The sequence below is a fragment of the Priestia sp. YIM B13489 genome, from assembly GCF_042787645.1.
In the GTDB taxonomy this organism is placed as follows: domain Bacteria; phylum Bacillota; class Bacilli; order Bacillales; family Bacillaceae_H; genus Priestia; species Priestia megaterium.
The window spans coordinates 1,264,449-1,290,116 of the sequence record NZ_JBHZOQ010000053.1 but is presented as its reverse complement, the minus strand read 5'-3'; the positions used below and the strand labels follow the sequence as shown (position 1 = coordinate 1,290,116).

Below are 25,668 nucleotides of genomic sequence, written 5' to 3'. Positions count from 1 at the left end.
AATTCAGATTCCCTCCTCTTTACTTTGCATTAAACGATAAGCCACCCGCCGTCTACTAATAAATCACTTCCTGTCATATAAGAGGCCTCTTTAGACGCTGCAAAAGCAATAACGTTTGCAATTTCATCTGGTTTACCTACACGTTTTAAAGCCGTATTGTTTTCGATTGCCTTAGTGAAGCGCTCGTTTTCAAGTCCAGGCTGCGTTAAAGGTGTTTCTACGAATCCAGGAGACACAGAGTTTACTCTGACTCCGTGAGGTGCTAACTCAAACGCCATTGCTTTTGTAAAGTTAATTAAAGCAGCTTTAGCAGCGCTGTAGTGAGGAATTTGTGCCCCGGCTTTATGTCCTGAAAGAGAAGCGATGTTAACAATAGATCGATTTCCTCCTATTTCTTCAGTTAAAAAAGGAATCAAATGTTTTGTGACAAGAAATACGCTTGTTAAATTGACGTCCTGCACGTGTTTCCACTGTTCAAGCGTTGTTTCTTTGATTGTTGAATTAACTGATCCGCCTGCGTTATTAATTAATAAATGAATTTGCCCGTACTTTTCTTTTATAAACTCAGCCAACTCTTTGACGTCTTCTTCTTTCGTTACATCAGCTGGAAAAATATCCGTGCATTTTCGTTCACACCGTGTGTCAATAGCCGATGCAGCCTGTACTAGCTTTTCTTTCGTTCGCCCGACAAGAATGACGCGAGCTCCTTCTTTCGCCATTCTCTGAGCGGTCGCTTCTCCAATGCCGCTTCCAGCTCCTGTAATAACAGCTATTTGCCCTTCAAAACGCATAATATTCCTCCTTATACAACATATCGCCCGCTGTCGATAAATTCACGGGCGATGTCTCGATTGCGCGTGAACTCTTCTTCACTTTGCAAATCATTCATCCATTTTCCAAGAATTGTGCGGTACTGCCGGTGTTTTTCACCCGTTAACATCCCGTTTATTAATTGTCGAGCCTGCTTTTCAATTTCAAAGAGCGTTTCACTAACAACCGTTGCTGACAGCTTGCTTTTTAACTTTTCTTTTTCTTCTCCATTTTTGTTCACGGCTTTTTCCGCGCGCAGCACGGATGACTCCATAGCGAATAGCCCAATAGCAATTTCTGCGAGCTTCATCAGCGTTTCTTGTTCTTGTGCTAGATTGGCGTTAAACGTTTGGAATGCTGTTCCTAACAAAGCAAGAAATAAATGTCTTGTGGTAATAACCGCCTGCTTTTCTCTTGCTAGAAGTTCATTTGAAGATATTTCCCACTGACCGCTCATCAATTCACTAACAGCATGTTCTACTTGTTTGCTCAGCTCTATTTCTCCTTTGTCTGCTTTTTTTAGAAGCTGAGTTGGAAGCAAAAGGCGATTGATTTCATTTGTACCTTCAAAAATACGATTGATGCGTGAGTCACGATATACTTGTTCTATTTTATATTCTTGAATAAACCCCGCGCCGCCATGAAGCTGCAGCGATTCATCGGCAATTAAATCAAGAGTTTCCGACCCGTACACTTTACAAACTGAACATTCCATTGCAAATTCAGCCAGCTGTTTAGCTACTAACTTATGATTTTCACTTTCATATAAGCCACCAAGCGCCTCTTCTAGTAAACCGGCTGTACGGTACTGAATAGATTCAGATGCAAAAATACGAGCCGCCATTTTTGCTATTTTTTCTTTTGAAGCATTAAATTCCGCAATAGCTGTTTTAAACTGCTTGCGTTCTTTTGTATAAGCTAAAGCAAGCTCAAACGCATATTTCGCTGCGCCCATACATGCAGAACCTAAGTTAAAACGTCCGAGGTTTAAGACGTTCAACGCAATCAAGTGACCTTTTCCTACTTGTCCAAGTACGTTTTCTACGGGTACTAAACAATCTTCATAAATAACTGGACGAGTAGACGACCCTTTGATTCCCATTTTCTTTTCTTCTGGCCCGAGAGACAGTCCTTCAAAACCTTTTTCTACAATAAAAGCGGTAAAATGTTCACCTTCTACTTTTGCATACGTGATGAACGTATCTGAAAAGGCTGCATTGGTAATGTACTGCTTCGTTCCATTTAATACATAATGCGTTTTTTCAGGATTTAATACGGCTTTTGTTTGGGCTGCAAGAGCATCAGAACCTGCTTCTGGCTCTGTCAAACAGTAGGCCCCAATATATTCGCCGCTTGCCAATTTAGGCAAGTATTTTTCTTTTTGCTTCTTGGTGCCAAAATACGTAATAGGAAGTGTCGCAATGCATGTATGATTAGAATGAGCGACTCCATATCCGCTTGTCCGGCCAATGATTTCACCTACAAGTCCTTTGCTTACTTTATCAAGACCTAGTCCTCCATATGCTTCTGGAATACTGTGAGCAAGAAGTCCAAGCTCGCCTGCTTTATGCATCAATTCTACTACTTTATTAAAATCCTGCTGCTCAATGTCATTATGGTAAGGGTCTACTTCTTTTTCAATAAACTGCTTTGCTGTCTGAGCAATCATACGGTGCTCATCCGTTAAGTCTTCGGGTGTATAAACGTGATGCGTAGATGTTTTTTTCAGTAAAAATGATCCGCCTTTTGCTTCTGTTTTCATTTCAGACATATCGTTTCCTCCCCGTTTACTAGCTTTTTTTTCACTACCTTAGGAACTACGGGATAGACGTTTTTCCGGCTTACAAAGCCAATTTCGTCTAGAAACCCATACTGAGTGAGCATTTCTCCTATGGCTGAGCACTTCAATATTTCAACAGGTGAATGCTCATAAGCCTCATACAAAAGCAGTGCGGCTTTTGCAGCATCCGTCAAATGAAATGTTTTTAGTTGCAGCAGACAGCTTACAAAATACCCCGCTCCATACAAATCTTCTAGACAGAAGCGATCGGATGAACCTGAACAAACCAATAAAACAGTTTCATCTTGACCTTGCTGACAAACAGCACTGGCAACCGCTTCTCCGTTTAAAAGCGAAGCTGTATATACATGGTTTGCTTTTTCAGCGTTATGAATGGCTACGGTTCCGTTAGTCGTGGACAAAATAACCGTTTTATTTTGAACATGCTCCTTTAACGTGCTGGGATTCGGATCAAAAAAGCCTTCAATCGTTTTCCCTCTATATTCGCCTACAAGCGCAATATCATCAGGCTTGTACGTTTTTGCTTTTTCACGCGCTTCTTCTTCGTTTTTTACTGGAATAACTTCTATTGCTCCTTGCTGTAAAGCAGCCGCAATTGTTGACGTAGCCAATAAGACGTCAAATATAACAACCGTTTTTCCTTCTAGCTTTTTGGCAAGAAGCTCTTCTTTTTTGAGTATTACGTGAATTTTCTCTTTCATATATGTCCTCGTTCTGTGTGCAGAGCATGAATAATTAGTGTTTTTACATAATCTCCAAATTGTGAAAACCGTTTATCATTTGTTTGGCCTTTTTTATAACGGTAATAAATTTGCTGACAAATGACAGCAAGCTTGAAGTACGCAAATTTTAGGTAAAAGTCAATGTGTGAAACATCCCGTCCGCTTTTTTTAGCGTATGCTTCTACAAAATCTCGACGGGAATAAAAGCTTTTTTGCACAGTAACAGGTGGATTTCCGAGTCCTCTTTTCAAAAGTTCAGGATCGCTGTCTTCCATCCAGTAGCTCAGCGCCACTCCCAAATCAGCAAGCGGGTCTCCAACGGTTGTCATTTCCCAGTCAAATAATCCTACAATTTTATTTCCATCCGGTGAAAATAACGTATTGTTAAGCTTGTAATCATAGTGAATAATGGTCGAATGCTGTGTAGTCGGGATGTGTGTGGTCAACCATTTTTTTAGGGCTTCTACTTCCGGTATGTCACTTGTTTTTGATTTTTCATAACGATGAATCCAGCCGTGTACCTGACGTTCTAAAAATCCTTCGGGCTTGCTGATTTTTTCAAGAAGCGTGCCTTTATAAGGAACATCATGAAGTTTAACAAGGACATCCACCATTTGTTCTGAAATACAACGGCAAAGTTCGTCAGTTCCTTTCATTTCTTCTGGAAACGCTGTGTCGATGAGAACACCGTGCTTTCTCTCCATTAAAAAAAAGGATTTCCCAACCACCGTCTCATCTTCACAAAACACATACGGTCTAGGAGCGAGAGGGAAAGACTTCGATAAAACAGATAAAATCTTGTATTCTCTTTGCATGTCATGCGCTTTTGGCGCAACTGGCCCAAAGGGAGGGCGTCTCAACACCGCCTCCCACTCTCCGACTGAAAGAGCGTAGGTTAAATTGGACGCACCTGATCCAAATTGCTTGATTAAAAGAGGCTCTTTAGGTAAATCAGGAATCGAAACACGGAGAAACTGATGCAGTTTTTCCGTGTTTAATTCCTCTCCTTTTCGTACAGGAATGATTTGTGACATTCTTTTACCACCTGCTTTTTTATAGTTAAACAGCTACTTTATAATTCATCAAAAACTGCTTAATGTCCGCTGGAATAGACACGCTTTTTTGTGCATCAAAATCAAAGTACACGATGACAGCTTCTCCTTTAGCAATCAGCGATCCCGTCTTGCTGTCGGTAATTTCATGACCAATTGTAAAGCTTTTATTGCCGACATTAGATACAAAGGTTTTAATTATTAGCACTTGATTAAAATAACCTTGCGCAACAAAATCACATTTAGTAGACGCTAAAATATACTCCCACTTTTTTGTATGCATGGATGCTCCCATTTCTTCAAAAAAAGCAATACGGGCCTCTTCTAAATAAATGAAATAGCTCGTATTGTTAATGTGACCGAGTGCGTCTGTTTCGCAAAAGCGCACTTTGACCTGTGTTTCATACATGATCTTCTCCTCCTTTACTTATGTGAAAAAACAGCGGGACGCTTTTCAATAAATGCTGATACTCCTTCTTTAATATCTTCTGTTTGAAAGACTTCTTCAAACAGCTCTGCCTCAAGTTCAAGACCTTCAGATAATGTACGATTCATTCCTTCGTTTACCGCTGTCTTAATTCGAGAAAGTGACGGAAGAGAGTGACGGTTAAATTTCTTAGCCAGCTCTTTTGCTTTTTCGAGCCCTTTTCCTTTAGGCGTTATATGATTGGCAAAGCCTGCATGAAGCGCTTCTTCTGCAGAAACAGGACTGCCGGCAAACATCCACTCTTTAGCTTTAGAAACGCCGATTACGCGTGGAAGACGCTGAGTTCCGCCGCCTCCAGGAAACAATCCGAGCTTCACTTCCGGAAGACCTATTTGAGCATGTTCTTCGGCAATGCGTATATCAGCGGTTAGTGAAAGTTCGCATCCTCCTCCAAACGTTAAACCGTTTAACACGACAATTGTTGGTTTTTCAATGTTTTCAAGTTTTTGCAAAACACGATGGGTTTTCATAAACTCTTCTTTAATGCCGCTTTGCCCCATTAACTGAGGAAACTCTTTAATATCAGCTCCAGCCATAAACGCCCGGTCGCCCGCTCCTGTTAAAATGATTGTAATGACATCAGGATCTTTACTAAGCTCTTCATACGTTTCTTCAAGCTGCTGCACAACAGTCTGGCTCATTACATTTAAAGGCGGGTTATCAATGGTTACAATTGCCGTTTTCTCCTCTTTTTCAACACGTACAAATTTTTTCATCATTACTTCACTCCTTGTGTGTGGTATGTGTAAAAACCTTTTCCTGTTTTACGTCCAAGCTCGCCTTTTTGAACTTTTTCTTCAATACACGCAGCTGGCTTGTCCTCTGGATCCCCCGTTTCGCTATAGCGCTGCTGCATCACAAAATATCCGACGTCAATTCCCGAGAGATCCATCAATTCAAAAGGACCGATCGGGTGATTGAGCGCTTTTTTGCAAATCGTATCAATGTCTTCAAAATCTGCGTATCCATTTTCATAAAGGAAAACGGCTTCTTTTTGCAACGCTCCTAAAATTCGATTAGCAATAAAACCTGAGATTTCTTTTTTCAGAAGGACTGCTGTGCGATTAATTTGCTTGCAAACGTCCATTGTCGTTTGAGCTGTTTTTTCACTTGTCTTTTCACTCATGACAACTTCTACGCAGTCCATTACAAGGGGAGGGAAAAAGAAATGCATGTTAACGATTTGATCTGGACGGTTTGTTGCACTTGCAATAAGCGAGTTAACAATTGTTGAACTATTCGATGCTAAAATGGCGTGACTTGGTGCGTACTCATCTATTTCTTTAAAGACACTTTGTTTTACATCTAACTTTTCTACCACAGCTTCAATTACAAAATCAGCATTTGAAACCGCTTCCTTTAATTTGTTTGTAAAAGACAATCTTCGGAATGCGGCTTCCTTAGCCTCAGAAGAGATTTTTCCTTTATGAACCCACTTGCCTATAATTGCTTCCAGCTTGTCTTTTGCATCAATGAGTGATTGTTCATTCATATCTTGAATAATTGTTTCATATCCTCCGAGTGCACAAAGCATACCGATTTGATGTCCCATTTGTCCTGCTCCAATAACAGCAATACGCTGTATATCTTTACTATTCATGTTATAACCTCCTTTTAATATAAAAGGAGAGAAAGAGCTTATACTTTCCCGCCTTTTACGAGCACTGTCTAGCCCAGCAGCTACTATGACTCAATACCTTTCATCAGCATCTTATAAAAAATAGCCGCAACTTCTCGATCTGTCTTTTCACCATCTGACTGAAACCAAAAATAGCTCCAATTTGTCATTCCTAATATGCCTAGCGTCACGATATCTGAAGGCAAATCTGAACGGAACTGCCCTGCTTCCATGCCTTTTTCAATAATTTCCTGTACGTTTTCTTTAAAACGATCGCGCTTTGGAATGATTTGTTCTAAGTGTTCTTCACTCAAATGACGCATCTCTCGAAAAAACACTTTAGCTCGAAGACCTTCTTTCTCAATATCATGAACAAGTTTAAAAATAATGCTGTGAAGCTTTTCTGGATAAGATGTTGTCTTATCTGCAAGAATCGTTTCTTGGTTTTCTATTAATCTTTCAATATATTGAAGGTGAATATCCATTAAAAGCTCTTGTTTGCTTTTAAAATAATAATAAAACGTTCCTTTTGTGACGTTTAATTCATTTACAATATCTTGAATCGACGTTTCTTTGAAACCTTTTTGAGCAAAAAGCTGAATGCTTCGTTCCATCATCAAATCTTTCATCGTCAAACCCTCTCTGTCTTTTCTCATTTTCACAAATTATACCATGGCTTAGAGGGAGCTTTTGAAAAAGTTTGTTTATGTTCAGCTTATTTACGTCGTTTCTTTCACCACTTCTTCTCGTAGTGCCCGTCGCAAAATTTTTCCTACATTGGTCTTAGGAAGCTCAGCGCGAAACTCAAAGATTCGCGGGATTTTGTAAGCTGCAAGGTGCTGTCGACAATAAGAAGTGAGCTCTTTTTCGGAAAGAGATTTCCCTTCTTTCACTACCAAAATCGCTTTAATGGTTTCTCCTCTGTAAGGATGCGGCACACCAATTACAACGGCTTCTTTAATGTGGCTGTGTTCGTATAAAACTTCTTCAATATCTCGAGGGTACACATTAAAACCACTCGCAATAATCATATCTTTTTTGCGATCAACAATGGATAAATACCCGTCTTCATCTATCTGTCCAATATCTCCTGTGTACAGCCAGCCGTTTCTAAGCGCGTGAGCCGTCTCTTCAGGTTGATTCCAATAGCCCTTCATAACTTGAGGGCCTTTAATTACTATTTCTCCAAGCTCTCCTCTTGGCAGTTCTTTTGTTCCTGTAGCCACATCAACAATTTTATAAGCAGTTTGCGGAACGCCAAGTCCGACTGTACCTGGCTTTCTCTCACAAAACGGCAGGTTGCAGTGCGTCACAGGAGATGCTTCTGATAACCCGTACCCTTCTAACACTTTAGCGCCCGTTTTTCGTTCGAACTCTTTCATCAGCTCAACAGGCATCGGCGCACTGCCGCTGTTGCAGATGCGAATACTTTCGATGTTGTATTCTTCTGCCTGAGGATGATTGGTAATAGCAACATACATAGTTGGCACACCGGGAAAAATACTAGGCTGCTCTTTTTTTATTGTATTTAGTACTTCTTCCAAATCAAACCGCGGCAATAGCAATATTTCATTTCCGCAAAGAATTGATAAATGCATACAGGAAGTCATGCCAAATACGTGAAACAATGGAATAACGGTTAAGCATTTTTCTTTTCCTAATTCAATATCATGCTTAAATATTTCGTATGATTGAACTGCGTTTGTGTAAATGTTTGTATGTGTAAGCATCGCACCTTTAGATGGTCCGGTCGTTCCTCCCGTATACTGAAGAACAGCAATATCGTGTGATGGATGGATAACCGGCTGGTTAAATTCATATTTTATGGTTAAAAAATCTAGGAAGGAAAGGTCTGGTGATGCAGGAACAAAAGGTTTTTGCAAGCTGACGGTTATCGCTTCTTCTATATCAACGCGGTTTCTTATTTCTTGAAGTCTCGTATAAAAATCATCGAGTATAATGATTTTTTTTGCCCCGGAATCGTTTAAAATATGCTCTAGCTCTTGTTCGACAAGCATAGGATTGACCTGAGTAACAATGCCGCCCGCTGCTACAATGCCAAAATAGCTTATTATATATTGCGGACAGTTTGGCAGCATAATCGCTACACGATCTCCTTTTTTAATCCCTTTTTTCTGCAGTGCTCCTGCAAATACCCGAACTGAGTGATACAGCTCCTGGTACGTTAACGTATGCTGATACATGCGCGTTGCTGTGTGAGCAGGATAACGTTCGGCTGTTTCTTTCAGCATATCAAATAGTGAAATATCTTCGATGTGAATGTCATGAGTGTAGGCTTCTGGATAAGGTGTAAACCATTTTTTAACGTCTTCCATCAAGTTACTCCTTTCTTATTCACATAGCATGAACTCCACCGTCTACTGTCAGAACATCTCCCGTAATATAATTAGACGCTGCAGAAGCAAGAAAAACAGCTGCCCCTTTCAAATCGGCTTCGGAGCCAAAGCGTTTTAAAGGAGTTTGACTTAGAAAATAATCTTTGCCTTGTTCCATAATCGCACCTGACATTTTAGTAGGGAAAAATCCAGGCGCAATCGCATTAACTTGAATATTATGCTGTCCCCATTTGACGGCTAAATCTTTCGTAAACGTAATGACCGCTCCTTTACTCGTGTTGTACCCGATTGTATCCATGTACTGAGGATCTGTTCCTCCAAGACCGGCAATTGAAGCAATGTTAATAATCTTGCCAGCTTTTTGTTTAATCATTTCTTTTCCAGCTTCTTGGGACATTAAAAACGTTCCTGTAACATTAATATTCATCACTTTTTGCCAAGCTTCAAGAGGCATTTCTTCAACCGGAGCACCCCACGTAGCTCCGCTGTTATTAATTAAGATATCAATACGTCCAAATGTTTCAATTGTTTGGTGCACGACATTTTTAATATCTTCAGGCTGACTGATGTCGCAAGTTAAGGCGAGCGTTTTTACATCGAGGCGGGCCAATCGATCGGCCACTTGCTGACATGCTTCTTTTTTTCTCGAACATAGAACAATATTTGCCCCTGCCTCTGCAAGCCCTTCTGCCATTTGTTCTCCTAATCCTCTGCCTCCGCCGGTAATAATAGCTGTTTTCCCAGTTAAATCAAACAAATCCTTTATGTGCATAGGTTGCCTCCTTTTCTTGATAGGGTTTTAGCTCAAGTCTTGCAAGCTGTGCTTTGTGCACTTCGTCTGGACCATCAGCGAGGCGAAGAGTGCGAGCATTTGCCCAAAGTGCCGCAAGCGGCGTGTCTTCTGAAACACCTGCTGCTCCAAATGCTTGAATAGCGCGATCAATGACTTTTAAAGCCATAGCAGGAGCCATTACTTTAATCATAGCAATTTCTTTCCGCGCTTTTTTATTTCCAACTGTGTCCATCATATAAGCAGCTTTTAATGTTAATAAGCGAGCTTGCTCAATTTCAATACGCGATTCTGCCACCCATTCTTGAATAACCCCTTGCTGAGAAAGCAACTTATTAAACGTAGAACGGTTTTGAATACGCTTACATAATTCTTCAAGCGCTCTTTCCGCTGCTCCTATTAAACGCATGCAGTGATGAATACGTCCAGGCCCCAATCTGCCTTGAGCAATAGCAAACCCTTTTCCTTCGCCTAAAAGCATATTAGACGCTGGCACACGCACATTGTCATAATGAATTTCAGCATGTCCATGAGGAGCGTGATCGTATCCAAAGACTGGCAGCATTCGTTCAATTTTAACTCCTGGCGTATTTAAAGGAACTAGAATCATAGACTGCTGTTCATATTTAGATGCGTTAAAATCGCTTTTTCCCATGACAATAGCAATTTTGCAGCGAGGATCTCCCGCACCTGAAGACCACCATTTTCTTCCGTTGATCACATATTCATCGCCTTCTCTTACAATACTGCACTGAATGTTTGTGGCATCAGAAGAACCTACATCCGGTTCTGTCATAGAAAAGCAGGAGCGAATGTCTCCATTTAACAGCGGCTTTAGCCATTTTTCTTTTTGTTCGGACGTTCCGTATCGAACCAGTACTTCCATATTGCCGGTGTCAGGAGCTCCGCAGTTAAAAGCTTCTGGTCCAATAATAGAACGGCCCATAATTTCGCAAAGAGGGGCATATTCGACATTTGTTAGACCCGCTCCGTATTCGCTTTCTGGCAAAAATAAGTTCCATAATCCAGCTTGCTTTGCTTTTTCTTTTAACTCTTCCATGATCGGAGGAACAGCTGACCATCTAGATGGCTGTTCATTCAGCTGTTGTTCGTATAGCCGTTCATTTGGGTAAACATGCTCTTCCATAAAAGAGCTCAATTCTTCTTGCAGCTTCACTACTTTGTCAGAGTAAGAAAAATACACGGTAGTCCCTCGCTTTCATTTACTTACTAACCGGTTGGTATGTTACATATTCATCATAAATGAAGGGAAATAATTCAGCAAGGTATTTTTAGGAAAATTCTAAATATTATATTATTTAAAAATAAAAAAAGAGAGGTTTTAACCTCTCTTTTTACGCGGATGTCATTTCCTCAAATACGGCTGATACCTTTTCAAATTCATCGTCATCTTCAATTGAAGACCATTCACCATCATCTTCAATTTTCAAAAAGAAAACATCAATTTCTTCTTCTGTTTCAATTAAAACTTCTTCCACAAACGCAACAGCAATATAATCGTGCCCTTCAATCGTCATTTTTCCAAGCACTTCAATATCTTGCTCTTGATCATTTTCGTCTAAAATTGTAAAAATCTCTCCCGTTTCAATGCGTTCCATCTTATTCCCTCCTATTTTAACCTCATTATTCGTTCACTAACATGTATTCCCCTTTAGAAAAGGTTTCATGCTTATAAAAGTAGAATCTATTTTTTAAAAGGCAAAAGAATGTCTACGGTAGTTCCTTTTCCAAGTTCACTTACAAAGTTAATTTCTCCTCTATGTTCTCGAATGATCTTATAGCACACCATCAGTCCAAGCCCCGTTCCTTTCTCTTTGGTACTATAAAAAGGTTTTCCTAAATGCTGCATTCTTTCCTGCGTGATGCCTGGCCCCTCGTCGCTAAACCGGATAACAAGGTTCTCCTGATTAAATCTTTTTAGTTGAATCGTTACGGTTCCTCCACTTGGCATAGATTCGACTGCATTTTTAAATATATTGCTAAACACCTGTTTCAACTGATTTTCTTCGCATAATACGAGAGGAAGATGAAGATCAATTTCTTTTTTTACGTGAATTTTCTCTGTAATCCCCTGCACCTCAGCTAGCTTTAAAGTATTCTCTAAAATATCTTGGACATGTTTGTCTTTGTAGGTTTTCGCCTGAGGCTTTGCAAGACTCAAGAACTCATCGGTAATCAATTCAATTCTATCTAACTCACGATTTATCATTTCTACATAGTAAGGCTGACCGCTCGTTTCTCTTAATAACTGCATAAATCCTTTTACCGCCGTCAGAGGGTTTCGAATTTCGTGAGCTATACCAGCCGCTAACTGTCCGACTAAGGAAAGCTGAGCGGATTCACGCAGCAATTTTTCAGTTTTTTTACGTTCTGTAATATCACGAAACAAAACTTGAATGGCCTGCTTTCCCATATAGGGAATAGGAAAGGCAATGGTTTCGGCATCAATCGTATGACCGTCTTTATGAATAAACTTTTCTTCCTGTAGGTCTACAGATTTATTTTCTGTTTTCATTCGATAAATTCGCTGTTTTACCACATCATAGTAATCAGGGTGAACAAACTGATAAACACAAGCTCCTAATACGTCTTGAGGACTTTTGTATCCTAGCGCTTTGGCTCCTGAAGGGTTGATGTAATCAATTTTCCCTTCACTATGAACGATAATCGCTTCCGGCGATAACTCAATCAAGCTTCGGTAACGTTCTTCGCTTTCTTTTAAAGCCGTTTCAGCCTGCTTGCGTGATGTTATATCTCGATAGACAAAAGCAATGCATAGCGGCCAATCATTCATATTTTCAACGCGGAAGAGTGTGACGCTTACATTAATTAAATGACCGTCTTTATGCTGTCTGACCGTCTCAAATTCCGTTTTCGATTCACCTGATTGAATGGTCTTATGAAGTTCGCACACTGGCTCCTTTAAAAACGAAGGTATAATCGGAAGAGGCTTTTGATGAATTTCTTCAAACGTCCAGCCAAATGTATTCTCAAACGCAGGGTTCACTTGAAGCGTTTTCCCTTCTAAGTCAACGACAGCAACAGCATCTGCGTTATGATAAATAAAAGGCTGAACCTGTTCTTTTTTCTCCTGATAACTAGTTATATTCACGCAATGTCCCATAATTTCAGGCTTTTCTGTGTAAGATAAAGGGGTTAAGTTTACTACATAGCGTTTATCATTTATTTGAAGCTCGTACATAAGCTTTTTCTTTTTGTTTAGTGCTTCGAAAAAATGCTCATACGAGACCCATTCTTCTAGAGGTATTTTTTGGTCATGAACGCTTTCACCTTGATACATACTGTAAACAAGATGGTCATCTTTTTGTTTGTAAGCAAATATGATTCCTAGCGCCTCAGCTGAATGATTTTCTGCATGTAATCGGACTATTTTTTTATTTTTGTTCATCGTTCATATTTACCTACCCCTCACTAACATCTTTCCTACTCGTTCTCATTCTCTTAATTTTACATGAGGATTTTAGAATTTACTAGATAAAGAAGCGGATATTTTCCATTCATTCACATAAAAAAAACGCCTGTAAAGGCGCTTTTTTATGTGAATAGGAATTACTTTGAATGATGCATTTTATGACAGTGTCGCTTTGGCACAAAACCATTTTGCTCCATATGCTGATAGCGATTTTCCATATGTGAAGAAATGTTTTGACTCTCCGTTTTGCTTAGCACCCCGTACTCCACATATTTTGAAAGTATTTCTTTCTTTTTTGCTAGCATTTCTTTGTACAGCACGGACAGTTCCTGCTTTTGCTCAGACGTCAACTGCACGTCTTTTGTTTCTGGCTGAGGATTATTTTCCGCTAATACAGGCGTCGCGCTCATAAATAAAAAAGCTGCTGCTGCACTTATCATAATCTTTCGCAAACAATCTACTTCCTTTCATCATATAGTAGTTATAGTTTGCGAACTTCTATTTGTTTTCATTCATTCTGTTTGCTTAAGACTCGATAGCTCCTCCTACATCATAGTCGCTAAGATCAATTTCCATTTCCATTTCAAGTGCTAATTTAGCAAGCTCTGAACCAAGATAAGGACCCGACGTTAAGCCTGAAGCTCCGAGACCATTCGCTACTAGTATTCCTTCGTAAGCCGGAAGAGCTCCAATGACTGGCAAGAATCCTGGAGTAAATGGTCGAAACCCTACCCTTGTTTCTAAGACTGTGCTTTCTGTTAAGCCGGGAGCAATTGATAAGGCCTTTGAAAAAATCTCATGCATCCCCCCAGCAGTTACTCTCAAATCATAGCCCGTGTCGTTTTCATGTGTTGCTCCAATGACAATTTGACCTTGTTCAAATGAAAGAATATATTGATCGCTTGGAGGCATCACAACGGGCCAGTCTTTTGTATCTACATCAGGGAGATGCAAGTGGACAATTTGCGCTTTTTGAAAGCTTGCTAAAAATTTCACTCCAAGAGGCTCTAGTAATTGATTTGCCCACGCTCCTGCCGTTACGATTGTTGTACTTGCTAGAAGGGTTTGTCCATTTACGGAAACGCCCGTTACTTGATTATTTTCATAAAGTAGTTCTGCGTTTCCTTCTATTATTTTTGCACCGTTTTTCTTCGCTGCATTCACAAGTGCGTTTCGAAGAGCTCTTCCGTTAACGCGAGCGGCTCCACTAATATGAACTGAACTGTATTCTTCTGAAAGAACCGGAAACAAAGCCTGTGTTTCTTTAGCGGATAAACGTGTAATCTCGCCTATTTCAGGAGCTTCTTCCCGACGCTTATATGCTCTTTCTTCCATTTTTTTAAGCTTTTGCTCATCAGTATGTAAGCTAATTGCTCCTACTCGCTTATATCCCGTATCCGTTTCTCCATCTTCTTCTAATTGCTGAATTAATGTTTGATAGTACTTAGCGCCGCCTTTTGCCAAGCGGTACCATGCTTTATTTCGACGCTGCGAAAGCCATGGGCAAACAATTCCTGCTGCTGCATCAGTAGCTTGACCTGCATCCTTGCGATCTATCAATGTCACATCTGCTCCTGCTTTTGCTAAATGATATGCTGTAGAAGCTCCAAGTACCCCAGCTCCAACTACGATGTATGTTTTCATACCAAAACACCCTTTTCTTTCTTCTAATATTCTCATGCTATATGTACGCAACTTTAGCATAGCAAAAAAAGAAGTCACATACTAGGCGAAGCTATCTTGAGCTTATTTTTGAATCTTGCTGACTTTGACATATAGCTCCTTTCATTGTAAACAAAAGCGCAATAAGTTCTTTTACGGGAATTATGGTGAGATGAAGCAAACCACAAATAGTGATCACCCATATTTAACACTGCGCTTACCGCTTTTTTATTATAGTTTCTGAATAAAAAAATGAAAGAATAAAACCACTATAATATGTAAATAAAAAGAAATAACCATTATTTTAAGGAGAGCGTATGCAATCTTCATTTGTATTATTTTTCATCATTCTTGGTTTACTATTTGGCAAGTGGCGAAGGTATCAAGAATACTATCCTACTTTGCTGTTTTGGGTCACAGGGAATTTGCTTTATGAAGTGCTGCTGTTTCATCACCGCGTATGGGTATTTCACCCTGTAGGTATTGATCACCTTTTTCTACCCGATCACCTAATGGTTTCCCTTGGAATAACTTTAATTATTTATCCGTTTGTTATACCGGTTTTTTTAGGAAGGCTGCCGCTGCATGTAAGCGGCAGGCTGTGGTGGATTCTTTTGTGGGCGCTTTTATTTACTGTGATTGAGTTCATTGCTTATGTTAATCACAGTATCACTCATCATTATGGATGGTCGCTGCTGTGTTCTTTTCTCTTCAACATTGCCACGTTCTCACTTTTAGTCATTCATCAGAAGACAGCACTGGTCGCTTGGATTCTATCTGGAAGCTTCATAGCTTTCTTATTTATTTTTTTTGATATTCCTATGCCTTAACTTTTCATTGACTAGACGGAGGAAAAGGAAATATAATAGGAATTACATTTAAATATAATTTTCCTCTCTGAGAATAGAGGTGCATGAAATCAAGAGTCACTTATTGGAGACTAATGGAGTCTGTGAAGATAAGTAAAAGGGATTTCGTGCCGAAGTATATAAACATCCATTGTGTTCATATACTGGTTCAGTATTGAATAAATGCTGAGCTGTCACAAACCATTTGGTTTGTGGAGAGCTATTGAAGAGATGTTGATGCCTAGAATGTAATAATACTTTATTATTATGAAACCAAGACGCGTGAACATCACTTCACGGGTCTTTTTTGTGTTTTTCTACTGACCATCAAAGTTCAAAGTTATAGTTGAATGATTTAAATGGAGGGATACGGATTATGTACTTACATGGAACGAGTAAAATTAACAGCAGCAATCATTTAGAAATTGGGCAGTGCGATACGGTCGAACTGAAAAAACAATACGGCACTCCCCTATACATCTACGATCAAGAATTAATTGAAACGAAATGCAAGGCCTTCCATTCAGCCTTTCGAAGAAGCGGATTTTCATATCAAATCGCCTATGCAGGGAAAGCATTTCTTTGTATGGAAATGGCTAGCCTTTTAACGAAGCTTGATATGTCACTAGATGTGGTCTCAGGAGGCGAATTATTTACAGCGCTTGAAGCTGGATATCCAGCTGAACGCATTCATTTTCACGGCAATAATAAAACGATTGAAGAAATGGAAATGGCTCTTGATGCGAATATTGGCTGTTTTGTTGTTGATAACTTTACCGAACTTGAAGTTTTGCATGCCTTAGCAGCTGAGCGCAAACAGAAAGCATCTATTCTTCTGCGTGTTACTCCAGGAATTGAAGCCCATACACATGAATATATTATGACCGGACAGGAAGACTCCAAGTTTGGATTTGGTCTTTCCAATGACCAAGCCATGAAAGCGGTAAGTTCTGCGTTAGAAAAGCCTTACTACGATCTTTTAGGCATTCATTGTCATATTGGTTCGCAAATTTTTGAAGTAGATGGTTTTTCTCGCGCCATTGATATTTTAACTGATTTCTTAGTCAGCATTCGTGATAAAATGGAATTTGAAGTAAAAGTTTTAAACGTAGGTGGTGGTTTTGGTATTCGTTATACCGAAAGCGACTCTCCTCTTCCAGTTGAGTATTATGTAGATGCACTGACAGAAAAGCTAAGCCGCACGTTAACTGAACAGAATTATACCCTTCCAGAAGTCTGGATTGAGCCTGGAAGAAGCATCGTAGGAGAAGCAGGTACAACGCTTTATACAATTGGATCAACGAAGGAGATTCCAGGTGTACGAAAATACGTAGGAATTGACGGCGGTATGACTGATAATATCCGTCCTGCTCTTTACGATGCAAAACATGAAGCTGTCTTGGCTAATAGAGTGACGGATAAAAAAGATGAAACAGTATCAATTGCGGGTAAATGCTGTGAATCAGGAGATATGCTTATTTGGGATATTGATTTACCGCGCGTTAATCAAGGAGATTTATTAGCAGTGTCCTCTACAGGTGCCTACAACTATTCAATGGCTAGCAATTACAACCGTATTCCGCGCCCTGCTGTTGTATTTGTAAAAAATGGAGAAGCTCGTCTTGCTGTAGAGCGAGAAACATACGAAGATTTGGTGCGTAAAGATGTAAAGCCAGTCGTTACTACGTATGCAATGAGCAAATAATAGCTGTTCTTGCGTAGTAAAGAAGCTATTGTTGTTTGGAGGAAATCTAACTATGGTTTTAAGTGTATTTAAAACGTACAGATCATCGCTTATTCTGCTTCTCGCTATTTTAATTGGCGGGATAGCAGGATATGCTATCGGGCCGGATGTGGCAGTCGTAAAGCCCTTTGGTGATTTGTTTCTTAATTTAATGTTCATGATTATCGTTCCCCTTGTCTTTTTTAGTGTGGCTTCGGCGATCGCAAACATGAATGAAATGAAGCGTCTTGGTAAAATTATGCTAGGTATCGCCGTTGTGTTTATCGCCACTGCTGCTGTTTCAGCCGTTTTAGGCTTTTTAGGCGCATCACTTTACAATCCGCTACATAATGTAGATACTTCTGCCATTAAAGAATTGATGGGTGACAGTGAAAATACAGCTGAAAAAATGACGCTTTTAACTCAGCTTGTTAGTACATTTACTGTACCTGATTTTGTTCAGTTATTTTCGAAAGAGCACATTTTACAATTAATTGTCTTTGCCGTTATTTTCGGTATTGCTACAACGATGGCTGGCGAAAAAGGACAGCCTATGGCGAAATTTCTGACTTCGGGTCAAGAAGTATCGATGAAGGTTGTTAAAATTGTGATGTACTATGCCCCAATTGGTTTAGGATGCTATTTCGCTACTGTAGTAGGAGAACTTGGACCAAAGATCTTACAAGGGTACGCTAGAGCATTTATTCTTTATTTATTAATTGCAATCGTTTACTATTTCGGTTTCTTTACGCTATATGCATGGATTGCTGGCGGTAAAGCAGGAATTAAGCTGTTTTGGAAAAATGCAGCTGCTCCTTCTATCACCGCTATTGCTACCTGTTCTTCTGCTGCATCTATTCCAGTCAATTTAGATGCAACAAAGAAAATGGGTGTGCCGCTGGATATTGCTGAAACAGTGATTCCACTAGGAGCAAACACGCATAAAGATGGTTCTGTTATCGGTGGTATTCTAAAGATTGTTTTCTTATTCAGTTTGTTTGGCAAAGATATGACGTCTGCTACGAGTATTTTGAGCATTTTAGGCGTAGCCTTTTTAGTTGGAGCCGTAATGGGAGCAATCCCTGGAGGCGGTATGATTGGCGAAATGTTAATCATTACAATTTACGGATTTTCGCCAGAAGTTCTGCCCATTATCGCGGTCATTTCCACAATTATTGACGCCCCTGCTACGCTTTTAAACAGTACGGGAAATACAGTAACAGCGATGCTTGTTACAAGGTTTACAGAAGGAAAAGACTGGATTAACAAAATTATCACCACCGATAAAGTCGCTTAGTAAAAAAGCAAAGGGAACAGTCTTAGTGACTCTCCCTTTGCTTTTTTCGTGTGCAGTAATATCGATAGCGGTGTATAAAGTCTGTACATACGCACATTCTAAAGGTATGTTTCATAACCGGACTGGAGGTGTCGTCTAATGAGTAACGCTGCAGGAGGTTCAAAGAAAAATCAACCGAATGATGCGAATCACGTAAGCGCAGAAACAAAAGCTCATCAAAAACGTCTTACTGAGCAAAACAAACAAGAGCATCAAGCTGAAGAACGAAAATAAAATGACGTTAAAGAGCGCAGCGCCTGCGTTCTTTAACGTCATTTTATTTTTAGAGAGAACTTCATACCCCTGCTCGTTATGGGGCTATCGTACAACCTCCTTTCGAACTTTTACATATTCTATTAATAGGTTTGTAAAAGGAGGAATGACATGGTGTTTTCTTGGCTAGAGATTACAGCTGCAGCCTTTGGACTTTCAGTTATTTTGATAAGTTTTGCATTTTTACCCGAACGCACATACAAAAGTCTTTATATCCCTCATCAGCTAGTAGCAAAATCTATTTTTCTCTATAAAAAGATTATTCGTTTTATAAATCAATTTCGACAGAAACTTTAGCTCATTTCCTTTCCCTGTTTTTATTCATTGGATATATCCTCCCCCTTTTTAATCAGCGCATTTACAGTAAATAATTTAGTGGTTAAAATAAAGAGTAAAGAAAAAGGATAAGCAGTTTGCAGAAATGGAGTTTCACATGGAAATCAGAGACTTAGAATACTTTATAGAGGTAGCGAATCATAAAAATTTTACAAAGGCAGCGCTGCAAGTTCACTTGTCACAAACGGCTTTAAGTAAAGCCGTCAAAAAAGTAGAAAATGAACTAGGATTTGAGCTTCTTGATCGTTCAACAAGAGAATTAAAGCTAACCGATGCAGGAGAAGTCGTGTATCATCAGGCAACTAAAGCTCTGTCGGTGTTAAAAGACATGCCTCACTTGTTGGGAGATTTAATGAACTTGCAAACAGGGCAAATCAAGATGGGAGTCCCTCCGCTCATCGGGACCTTGTTTTTCCCGAAGATTGCAAAAGCATTTAATGAACAATACCCTAAAGTATCTCTAAAGCTTATTGAATTTGGAGCAAAAAAAATTGAAGCACTTGTGGAAGAGGCTGGTGTAGATATGGGGATTGTTATGCTTCCTCTTACAAGCGGCCATGATGAGCATTTTCACGTATACCCGTTCGTTAAGGAGAGATTTCTTTTATACGCGCATAGAAACCATCCTTTAGCAAAACGTTCTTCCGTCTGGATGAAAGAATTGGAGCATGAAAAATTCATTATGTTCAGTGAAGAATTTACGCTGCACGACCGGTTAATTCAAGATGCTTTAAAATCAGGTTTTGTGCCTTCTATAGCGTATAAAAGTTCTCAATGGGATTTAATTATTGAATTAACAGCGGCAGAACTAGGTATTGCTATTTTACCCGAATCGCTTTATGCCAAAGTGAAAGATCCCAATATTACTACCGTACCTATTGCAGATCCTGAAATGATGTGGGAACTTGGAATTATTATGTTAAAAGAACGCTACAGTTCATTCGCTGTACGAGAATTGATTAATTTTTTAACCGAAAAACAAATGACAGATAAATTGGGGCTCCTTTAAAAAAGAGTTTGGAACAAAAGTATGTTAGTTGAAGGACAATCCGAACGAGTTTGGTCGAGAATCCAGCTCATTCGGATTTTTTTAGGATGATGATGAACGCAGGTTTCATGTATGTATTTGCTTCTAGCTGTTGATTGGATGAGTTTCGTTATGTCTCCGTTTCTTTTTAGGTGTAATAAAGTTTTATCATTCAACAACCCCTACAATGAATCCATCATAGCCTTTGCTTCCAACAGTTTGTATAGCCGTGGCGCTTATTCGTTTTTCTTGAGCCAGAGCATTCATAAATTGGCGAATTCCCTTTACATTTTCATCTTCACTTTCTGAGTTCACCACATGCCCTTGACGAACAACATTATCACAAATAATCGTACTTCCTCTTTTCGATAATTCTAGAGCCCACTTTAAGTAATTTGGGTTATTCGGCTTGTCAGCATCAAGAAAGATAAGATCAAACGGCTCTGTTCCCTTATCCTTTAATACAGCTAATGTATCAAGCCCGGGGCCGACAATGACTTCTACTAAGTGGCTTACTCCCGCTCTTTTTAAATTAGCTCTTGCTACTTCTGCATGCTGAGCGCTTAATTCGAGCGTAATCAGCTGTCCGTCTTTCGGAAGAGCTCTGGCTAGCCAAATCGTGCTGTACCCTCCAAGAGTACCAATTTCCAAAATGCGTTTAGCTCCTTTTAATGAAGCTAACAAATGCAGAAACTTTCCTTGATTAGGCGATACGTCGATGGCAGGTAATCCAGCCTCTTGATTTGCCTTCAATACCTCATCAAGAACAGGGTCAGGTTGTATAAGCTTATCATTCATATAAAGATCCACTTCATTCCAAATTTCATATATAGACATTTCCATACTCCTCCACATAAGTGATAAAAGCTTTATTATTCAAAGATACGAATATGTTTTTCTCATATCCACCTTGTTGCCGTAATCGTTCGTATTATGAATGTGTTCTAGCTTTCTAATAAACTATCCTGCTCGCTCTTAAAAAGAATTGCTATATGTCCATAAAAAAAGACCTTCAGAGAGGTCTTTTTTATCTTTAAATAATCGTAACTTTACTAAGATCTATTTTGGCACTTTTTAAAAAGTTATATGTCAATTTATCCATTTTTGCACCTTCAAAATCAGATTTCTTTAAATCTGATCCTCGGAACTGTACATTTAGCAAAGTTGCGTGGCGAAATGAGGCTTTTTTTAATGATGTTCCTTCAAAGATTGTTCCGTTAAATGTTTCTTCGTCAAATACAATGTCTGTTAAATTACATTGCTTAAAGTACGTGTTGTCATAGATACAGTCTTTAAAACTGGCCTGTTTAAAATTTGCCCATTTAAATTGTACGCCTGTTAAATTAACGTGATGAAATATTGCTTTCGTTAAATTGCTGCTTTTAAACATGCTGTCCGTAAGATCTGCGTAGCTAAAATCAGATTCATTCAAATTACTGGCATTAAATTTCCCTTTATACACCGATACAGAACGAAAATCAGATTTTGTAAGCTCGGTCTTTGAAAAATCCATAGGGACGGTTTGCTTTAATTCCTTTGTTTCTACATTCATTGATTGAATCAGTTCTGTAATATCACCGATAGAATTGATTGTCATATAATAAGCCTGTTCTTCATTATGCCCGTCTTTTTTGTAATCTGTAAATTTTTCCTGCAAGTTCTGTGATAGTTCTTCTTCTAGATCTTGAACATTTTCTACATCCTGATAAGGAGCCAAAATGTTATGCACATGATTTTTTATTTTTTCGTTCATTTATAACATCATCCTTTCTCACAACAATAAATCAATAATTTTTTTCGCTTGCTCCCAATTTTCTTTATTTTGTTTATATACGCTTTTTCCTTGTTCTGTAATTTTATAATATTTTCTGCGGCCGCCTTGTACAGCATCTCCCCAGTAAGAAAGAATATGGCCGTCTTTTTCAAGGCGCTTCAAGCTTGAATACATTGTGGCTTCTTTTAATTCATACTGCTCTTTAGAGTAGGTATAAATAAGCTTACTAATTTCATACCCATACTTATCACCGCTGAGAAGTAATTTTAAAATCATTGTATCTGTATGTCCCCGAAGTAAATCTGAAGACATTTTTGCATATACCAAAGTATCACCTCTTTATGTATAATTTAAATCATATTACTATGACAGTCAAGGTATTATATTTAATAAGATACACTAATATATAATTGCACATATGTAAACAGCTTAACAGGAGAAAATAGCCGGTAGAAACGTACCGGCTATTTTCTAGGAGACATCTTATTCTTCGTTATAGCTGAGCTTAAATACTATCGGCGTACTTTCTGCTGATATTTTCCAAACCATGTGGTGATACCCCTTGCTCCAGTAATCTTTTACTAAATAATCAGGGATTCCAAATATGTTTTTCCATACTTCCTGAGCATTTTTGTATCCGCTGTCCAAACAAATTTCTTTAATTTCTCTGCTTTGAAGTGTAAGCAGCATAGTATGTAAAAGCAGTGTTCCTACACCTTTTCTTTGGTACTTTGGATGAACAAAAACTGTGCCGATTTCAATCCATCCTTGCAGCTCTCCTTTTGTACACGCCGTAATTAATTCACTAGCAGGACCATATTCAATACAGCCAATAATCTTATTGGTGCACGTATCTATTCCGAGCCAAAAGAATCGATGTTTTCCACCGCTATCAAGGTCACTTTTTAAATATTGTTCTTTACTTTCAATTTCTATTTGTATATTGTTCACCATTTCAGATAGACCCTCTTTATGAAAGGTATCTGTGATTACTTCGTTAAAAAGCTCGTGGAGTTCTGCGCGGTCTTCTATTTTTGGTCTTCTTATTTCAATATGATGCAATGTTCATTCCTCCTTGTTATTTCACGGCAGAATATGAAGCTTTACCATTATTATTTATTATTTATCAATCTATGTTGATAATCCTTTTCTCTCTCTACTGTTTTTCCAATAAAAAAGCACGAGAAACTTTGAGTTCTCGTACTTTTTTATAATATGGATTCTGCTTTTCTATTGGGAACTGTTAATACTGATTCACAAAGCTCTGGATTTTACATACGAATTCAGAGAGATTCTCTTTTATCTCTTTATCCTCTGTTTTCTCTACTTGCTCCTGTATGGCATCAATCATTAAACGTGCTCTTTTAGGATCTATAGAGGCCGGTTGGCTGCTGTTGTTTGATAGACTTTTCAAAATTTGATTAGTCATTTTGTTTTTATCGTGAATATAAAATAATATTTGAGGAACTTGATTAATTAACAAATTTACGTATCTGCGAAACTCCTCTATCTCATATAATTCTCTTGAATTACCTTTAAAGCCATCAACGGAAAGCATAAGACTCTGGTAGCCTTTATCACTGCGTTGATTAAGTACTTTAATCACTTTCAAAAACCGATCGAACTTTAGATAACGTATTTCGTCTTTCCTTAATTCTAAAAATTCAATTTCTCCTTTTTCCAAAAAGGGATCTTTGATAAGACTATTGTCATTCATATACATTCTCTCCCTACTAATTTATTAGTTGCAGAGCTTGTTTTGAATTCATTTGTCTATCGTTTTAGTAATTGTTTACCTCTTTTAGGCCCGTTTTAAAACCTTTATTTGTAAAACGCTTACATAAATGTTCTCAATTGCCTGACGTGTTGACGGAATTCTGCTTATTATCTGCTAAATGACGAATGAAAAAGAGCTCCTTTACAGAAGCTCTTTTTTTAAAATTATAGGGATGCTAATAACTTTATATCTTATTTGCTTCTTTTAATACCGCTAATAAGTATTCCCATGTCTTAATAGTAGACGGAATGCTCAGGTGTTCATCAGGTGTATGAACGTCGTACATATCGGGACCGAGCGAAATGGCGTCTAATCCAGAGATTTTTCCCAGGAAAATACCGCATTCAATTCCAGCATGGATGGCGATGATCTCCGCCTCTTCCCCATACTTTTCTTTGTAAACCGTTTTACATAATTCACGAATTTTTGAATCTGCATTGTACGCCCATTCAGGGTAATTGCCTTTTGTTTCAACTCTTCCTCCGACTACTTGAGCAAGTATGTGCACTTGACTTACTATTTTTTCTTTTAAGCTTTTTACTGAGCTGCGGATTTCATTTTGAAAAACAATCTCAGACTCTGTCGTCGTAATCACACCTAAGTTGGTAGAAGATTCTACTAATCCTTCGATATTCATACTCATACTTTGAACGCCGTTTGGTGTTAGCATAATAGCTTGTACAATTCGTTCTGTCGTTTCTTTTGTAAAACATTTCTCATCGGAAGAAGATTTGTTTATTTTTACATATACGCTCGGATCAGCCGCTTGTAATTCATTTTTTACTATTTCGTTCCACTCACGAATCTTATTCTCTAACTTTCCTACCTCAGAAGGCTCAACTGATAGAATTGCTTCTGATTCACGGGGAATCGCATTTGATTTTAATCCTCCACTAATGCTGCTTAAAGAGTAGGGAAGTTCATGTTGTAAATCATATAAAACTCTTCCTAGCAGTTTATTAGCATTTCCTCTTTCTTTATCAATTTCCATTCCAGAATGTCCGCCGCGCAGTCCACCAATGCTTAAGCTATATGTTTCTGAGTTATCGGAAGGCGATTCCCAGTCTACGGGAATACGAAGCACGCTTTTTACCCCGCCTGCGCTGCTGACAAGCAGCTTTCCGTCCTCTTCTGTATCAAGGTTAATAAAGATTTTCCCTTCAAAATGAGCTGGATTTACAGCAATGGCTCCGCCCATAGTTGTTTCTTCTTCAGTAGTAATGACTACTTCAAGAGACGGGTGAGCTATATCATGAGCATCTAGTAAAGCCAGTGCATATGCCACGGCAATCCCGTTGTCAGCTCCTAGCGTAGTACCATTTGCATAAAGCATATCTTCCACAATTCGCAGTTGAAGCGGATCTTTTTCGAAATCATGCACAGTTCCTTTATTTAACTCGCATACCATGTCCATATGTCCTTGCAAAATGATGGCTGGAGCATCTTCATATCCTTTAGCTGCCGGCTTTTTAATAATTACATTTAAAGCCTCGTCTTGTATAACTTCAAGGCTTCTTTCTTTTGCAAAAGAAACTAAATAGTCACTAATTTTCTTTTCATTTCCAGATTCTCTAGGAATAGCTGAAATTTCGTTAAAAAAATAAAAAACCGGATGTTTAATTAATTCATTTACTGTTTGCACCATATGTATCATCCTTTCTGAACTGCAGGCTTTTTTATCATACTATTTATCTTTACAGGAGAAATAGTATAAGGCTTATTTTATGTATAGCCTAGTTATATTTTAACGTTGATTAGCTCGATAGAATAGGTATAACATAAAAAAGCATAAAGGAGCTCATTAGACTCCTTTATGCTTTT

The 25,668-nt window shown here is 38.7% G+C and carries 27 protein-coding genes and 1 riboswitch; of the genes, 6 read left to right on the top strand and 21 right to left on the bottom strand.

The features are described 5' to 3' along the window. Positions 1-29: 29 nt before the first annotated feature. The 15 genes from ACFX4W_RS12460 to ACFX4W_RS12390 all read right to left on the bottom strand — a co-directional run bounded on the left by ACFX4W_RS12460 (position 30) and on the right by ACFX4W_RS12390 (position 14,735). Positions 30-791: an SDR family NAD(P)-dependent oxidoreductase gene (locus tag ACFX4W_RS12460; protein WP_162214253.1), complete on the bottom strand. Its 762-nt coding sequence runs from the start codon at positions 789-791 to the stop codon at positions 30-32. A gap of 11 nt (positions 792-802) precedes the next feature. Further along, on the bottom strand, positions 803-2,581 hold the full coding sequence (locus tag ACFX4W_RS12455) for an acyl-CoA dehydrogenase family protein (protein WP_377559454.1): 1,779 nt from the start codon (positions 2,579-2,581) through the stop codon (positions 803-805). Next, positions 2,569-3,312 carry a 2-phosphosulfolactate phosphatase gene (locus ACFX4W_RS12450; protein WP_280559621.1) on the bottom strand — a complete coding sequence of 248 codons (744 nt, stop codon included), beginning with the start codon at positions 3,310-3,312 and terminating at the stop codon, positions 2,569-2,571. The genes ACFX4W_RS12455 and ACFX4W_RS12450 overlap by 13 nt, the downstream gene beginning before the upstream one ends. After that, positions 3,309-4,367 (bottom strand): phosphotransferase family protein, encoded by a 1,059-nt coding sequence (locus tag ACFX4W_RS12445; RefSeq protein WP_377559452.1) that lies wholly within the window; start codon positions 4,365-4,367, stop codon positions 3,309-3,311. The genes ACFX4W_RS12450 and ACFX4W_RS12445 overlap by 4 nt, the downstream gene beginning before the upstream one ends. A gap of 25 nt (positions 4,368-4,392) precedes the next feature. Beyond that, positions 4,393-4,794 carry an acyl-CoA thioesterase gene (locus ACFX4W_RS12440; protein WP_043982478.1) on the bottom strand — a complete coding sequence of 134 codons (402 nt, stop codon included), beginning with the start codon at positions 4,792-4,794 and terminating at the stop codon, positions 4,393-4,395. A 14-nt stretch (positions 4,795-4,808) separates the two neighbouring features. Then, positions 4,809-5,591 carry an enoyl-CoA hydratase gene (locus ACFX4W_RS12435; RefSeq protein ID WP_013083163.1) on the bottom strand — a complete coding sequence of 261 codons (783 nt, stop codon included), beginning with the start codon at positions 5,589-5,591 and terminating at the stop codon, positions 4,809-4,811. Beyond that, positions 5,591-6,472: a 3-hydroxyacyl-CoA dehydrogenase family protein gene (locus tag ACFX4W_RS12430; protein ID WP_165575126.1), complete on the bottom strand. Its 882-nt coding sequence runs from the start codon at positions 6,470-6,472 to the stop codon at positions 5,591-5,593. Before ACFX4W_RS12430 ends, ACFX4W_RS12435 begins: the two co-directional genes overlap by 1 nt. Positions 6,473-6,555: 83 nt before the next feature. Next, positions 6,556-7,119, bottom strand: a complete 564-nt coding sequence (locus tag ACFX4W_RS12425) for a TetR/AcrR family transcriptional regulator (protein ID WP_230183826.1) — start codon at positions 7,117-7,119, stop codon at positions 6,556-6,558. A gap of 90 nt (positions 7,120-7,209) precedes the next feature. After that, positions 7,210-8,826 (bottom strand): long-chain-fatty-acid--CoA ligase, encoded by a 1,617-nt coding sequence (locus ACFX4W_RS12420; protein WP_230183827.1) that lies wholly within the window; start codon positions 8,824-8,826, stop codon positions 7,210-7,212. Positions 8,827-8,845: 19 nt separating this feature from the next. Next, a complete protein-coding gene (locus tag ACFX4W_RS12415; RefSeq protein ID WP_043982473.1) occupies positions 8,846-9,619 on the bottom strand; it encodes an SDR family oxidoreductase in 774 nt (257 codons plus the stop codon). Next, positions 9,597-10,841, bottom strand: a complete 1,245-nt coding sequence (locus ACFX4W_RS12410; RefSeq protein ID WP_237074908.1) for an acyl-CoA dehydrogenase — start codon at positions 10,839-10,841, stop codon at positions 9,597-9,599. The genes ACFX4W_RS12415 and ACFX4W_RS12410 overlap by 23 nt, the downstream gene beginning before the upstream one ends. A 151-nt stretch (positions 10,842-10,992) precedes the next feature. Further along, a complete protein-coding gene (locus tag ACFX4W_RS12405; protein ID WP_013057050.1) occupies positions 10,993-11,256 on the bottom strand; it encodes a DUF1292 domain-containing protein in 264 nt (87 codons plus the stop codon). Positions 11,257-11,342: 86 nt separating this feature from the next. Next, positions 11,343-13,067, bottom strand: coding sequence for a PAS domain-containing sensor histidine kinase (locus ACFX4W_RS12400; protein ID WP_043982471.1), 1,725 nt, complete (start codon positions 13,065-13,067; stop codon positions 11,343-11,345). Between the two features lie 161 nt (positions 13,068-13,228). Then, positions 13,229-13,543, bottom strand: a complete 315-nt coding sequence (locus ACFX4W_RS12395; RefSeq protein WP_043982470.1) for a YckD family protein — start codon at positions 13,541-13,543, stop codon at positions 13,229-13,231. A 73-nt stretch (positions 13,544-13,616) separates the two neighbouring features. Then, positions 13,617-14,735 (bottom strand): NAD(P)/FAD-dependent oxidoreductase, encoded by a 1,119-nt coding sequence (locus ACFX4W_RS12390; RefSeq protein WP_043982469.1) that lies wholly within the window; start codon positions 14,733-14,735, stop codon positions 13,617-13,619. 335 nt (positions 14,736-15,070) lie between these two features. On the opposite strand from ACFX4W_RS12390, the gene ACFX4W_RS12385 reads away from it, so the two are divergent. The 6 genes from ACFX4W_RS12385 to ACFX4W_RS12360 all read left to right on the top strand — a co-directional run bounded on the left by ACFX4W_RS12385 (position 15,071) and on the right by ACFX4W_RS12360 (position 20,278). After that, the gene (locus tag ACFX4W_RS12385; RefSeq protein WP_043982468.1) at positions 15,071-15,583 is read left to right on the top strand and encodes a CBO0543 family protein; all 513 of its coding nucleotides are present in this window, start codon (positions 15,071-15,073) and stop codon (positions 15,581-15,583) included. Between the two features lie 66 nt (positions 15,584-15,649). Beyond that, a riboswitch (Lysine riboswitch) is annotated at positions 15,650-15,832 on the top strand. A gap of 145 nt (positions 15,833-15,977) precedes the next feature. Further along, on the top strand, positions 15,978-17,306 hold the full coding sequence (gene lysA / locus ACFX4W_RS12380) for a diaminopimelate decarboxylase (RefSeq protein ID WP_165575129.1): 1,329 nt from the start codon (positions 15,978-15,980) through the stop codon (positions 17,304-17,306). 52 nt (positions 17,307-17,358) lie between these two features. After that, on the top strand, positions 17,359-18,621 hold the full coding sequence (locus ACFX4W_RS12375) for a dicarboxylate/amino acid:cation symporter (RefSeq protein WP_013057044.1): 1,263 nt from the start codon (positions 17,359-17,361) through the stop codon (positions 18,619-18,621). A gap of 138 nt (positions 18,622-18,759) precedes the next feature. After that, on the top strand, positions 18,760-18,894 hold the full coding sequence (locus tag ACFX4W_RS12370; protein WP_013057043.1) for a hypothetical protein: 135 nt from the start codon (positions 18,760-18,762) through the stop codon (positions 18,892-18,894). Positions 18,895-19,044: 150 nt separating this feature from the next. Further along, positions 19,045-19,230, top strand: a complete 186-nt coding sequence (locus ACFX4W_RS12365) for a hypothetical protein (RefSeq protein WP_043982464.1) — start codon at positions 19,045-19,047, stop codon at positions 19,228-19,230. 136 nt (positions 19,231-19,366) lie between these two features. Beyond that, the gene (locus ACFX4W_RS12360; RefSeq protein ID WP_165575130.1) at positions 19,367-20,278 is read left to right on the top strand and encodes a LysR family transcriptional regulator; all 912 of its coding nucleotides are present in this window, start codon (positions 19,367-19,369) and stop codon (positions 20,276-20,278) included. A 186-nt stretch (positions 20,279-20,464) separates the two neighbouring features. On the opposite strand, the gene ACFX4W_RS12355 is transcribed toward ACFX4W_RS12360, so the two are convergent. From ACFX4W_RS12355 to ACFX4W_RS12330, 6 genes are all read right to left on the bottom strand, one after another. Next, a complete protein-coding gene (locus tag ACFX4W_RS12355) occupies positions 20,465-21,151 on the bottom strand; it encodes an O-methyltransferase (RefSeq protein WP_043982461.1) in 687 nt (228 codons plus the stop codon). 178 nt (positions 21,152-21,329) lie between these two features. Beyond that, positions 21,330-22,049, bottom strand: coding sequence for a pentapeptide repeat-containing protein (locus tag ACFX4W_RS12350; protein WP_043982459.1), 720 nt, complete (start codon positions 22,047-22,049; stop codon positions 21,330-21,332). An 18-nt stretch (positions 22,050-22,067) separates the two neighbouring features. Next, entirely contained in the window at positions 22,068-22,397 is a 330-nt protein-coding gene (locus ACFX4W_RS12345) for a PadR family transcriptional regulator (protein ID WP_013057038.1), read from the bottom strand. 156 nt (positions 22,398-22,553) lie between these two features. Further along, positions 22,554-23,132, bottom strand: coding sequence for a GNAT family N-acetyltransferase (locus ACFX4W_RS12340; protein ID WP_280559612.1), 579 nt, complete (start codon positions 23,130-23,132; stop codon positions 22,554-22,556). A 181-nt stretch (positions 23,133-23,313) separates the two neighbouring features. After that, positions 23,314-23,787 (bottom strand): hypothetical protein, encoded by a 474-nt coding sequence (locus ACFX4W_RS12335; protein ID WP_162214245.1) that lies wholly within the window; start codon positions 23,785-23,787, stop codon positions 23,314-23,316. 244 nt (positions 23,788-24,031) lie between these two features. After that, positions 24,032-25,492: an aminoacyl-histidine dipeptidase gene (locus tag ACFX4W_RS12330; protein WP_162214244.1), complete on the bottom strand. Its 1,461-nt coding sequence runs from the start codon at positions 25,490-25,492 to the stop codon at positions 24,032-24,034. Positions 25,493-25,668: the final 176 nt, after the last annotated feature.

Excerpts from the sequence above, each read along its gene's own strand:
- ACFX4W_RS12460 (WP_162214253.1), bottom strand. The coding sequence starts at position 791 with ATGCGTTTTGAAGGGCAAATAGCTGTTATTACAGGAGCTGGAAGCGGC.
- ACFX4W_RS12455 (WP_377559454.1), bottom strand. The coding sequence starts at position 2,581 with ATGTCTGAAATGAAAACAGAAGCAAAAGGCGGATCATTTTTACTGAAA.
- ACFX4W_RS12450 (WP_280559621.1), bottom strand. The coding sequence starts at position 3,312 with ATGAAAGAGAAAATTCACGTAATACTCAAAAAAGAAGAGCTTCTTGCC.
- ACFX4W_RS12445 (WP_377559452.1), bottom strand. The coding sequence starts at position 4,367 with ATGTCACAAATCATTCCTGTACGAAAAGGAGAGGAATTAAACACGGAA.
- ACFX4W_RS12440 (WP_043982478.1), bottom strand. The coding sequence starts at position 4,794 with ATGTATGAAACACAGGTCAAAGTGCGCTTTTGCGAAACAGACGCACTC.
- ACFX4W_RS12435 (WP_013083163.1), bottom strand. The coding sequence starts at position 5,591 with ATGATGAAAAAATTTGTACGTGTTGAAAAAGAGGAGAAAACGGCAATT.
- ACFX4W_RS12430 (WP_165575126.1), bottom strand. The coding sequence starts at position 6,472 with ATGAATAGTAAAGATATACAGCGTATTGCTGTTATTGGAGCAGGACAA.
- ACFX4W_RS12425 (WP_230183826.1), bottom strand. The coding sequence starts at position 7,119 with ATGAAAGATTTGATGATGGAACGAAGCATTCAGCTTTTTGCTCAAAAA.
- ACFX4W_RS12420 (WP_230183827.1), bottom strand. The coding sequence starts at position 8,826 with ATGGAAGACGTTAAAAAATGGTTTACACCTTATCCAGAAGCCTACACT.
- ACFX4W_RS12415 (WP_043982473.1), bottom strand. The coding sequence starts at position 9,619 with ATGCACATAAAGGATTTGTTTGATTTAACTGGGAAAACAGCTATTATT.
- ACFX4W_RS12405 (WP_013057050.1), bottom strand. The coding sequence starts at position 11,256 with ATGGAACGCATTGAAACGGGAGAGATTTTTACAATTTTAGACGAAAAT.
- ACFX4W_RS12400 (WP_043982471.1), bottom strand. The coding sequence starts at position 13,067 with ATGAACAAAAATAAAAAAATAGTCCGATTACATGCAGAAAATCATTCA.
- ACFX4W_RS12390 (WP_043982469.1), bottom strand. The coding sequence starts at position 14,735 with ATGAAAACATACATCGTAGTTGGAGCTGGGGTACTTGGAGCTTCTACA.
- ACFX4W_RS12385 (WP_043982468.1), top strand. The coding sequence starts at position 15,071 with ATGCAATCTTCATTTGTATTATTTTTCATCATTCTTGGTTTACTATTT.
- lysA (WP_165575129.1), top strand. The coding sequence starts at position 15,978 with ATGTACTTACATGGAACGAGTAAAATTAACAGCAGCAATCATTTAGAA.
- ACFX4W_RS12375 (WP_013057044.1), top strand. The coding sequence starts at position 17,359 with ATGGTTTTAAGTGTATTTAAAACGTACAGATCATCGCTTATTCTGCTT.
- ACFX4W_RS12370 (WP_013057043.1), top strand. The coding sequence starts at position 18,760 with ATGAGTAACGCTGCAGGAGGTTCAAAGAAAAATCAACCGAATGATGCG.
- ACFX4W_RS12365 (WP_043982464.1), top strand. The coding sequence starts at position 19,045 with ATGGTGTTTTCTTGGCTAGAGATTACAGCTGCAGCCTTTGGACTTTCA.
- ACFX4W_RS12360 (WP_165575130.1), top strand. The coding sequence starts at position 19,367 with ATGGAAATCAGAGACTTAGAATACTTTATAGAGGTAGCGAATCATAAA.
- ACFX4W_RS12355 (WP_043982461.1), bottom strand. The coding sequence starts at position 21,151 with ATGTGGAGGAGTATGGAAATGTCTATATATGAAATTTGGAATGAAGTG.
- ACFX4W_RS12350 (WP_043982459.1), bottom strand. The coding sequence starts at position 22,049 with ATGAACGAAAAAATAAAAAATCATGTGCATAACATTTTGGCTCCTTAT.
- ACFX4W_RS12335 (WP_162214245.1), bottom strand. The coding sequence starts at position 23,787 with ATGAATGACAATAGTCTTATCAAAGATCCCTTTTTGGAAAAAGGAGAA.
- ACFX4W_RS12330 (WP_162214244.1), bottom strand. The coding sequence starts at position 25,492 with ATGGTGCAAACAGTAAATGAATTAATTAAACATCCGGTTTTTTATTTT.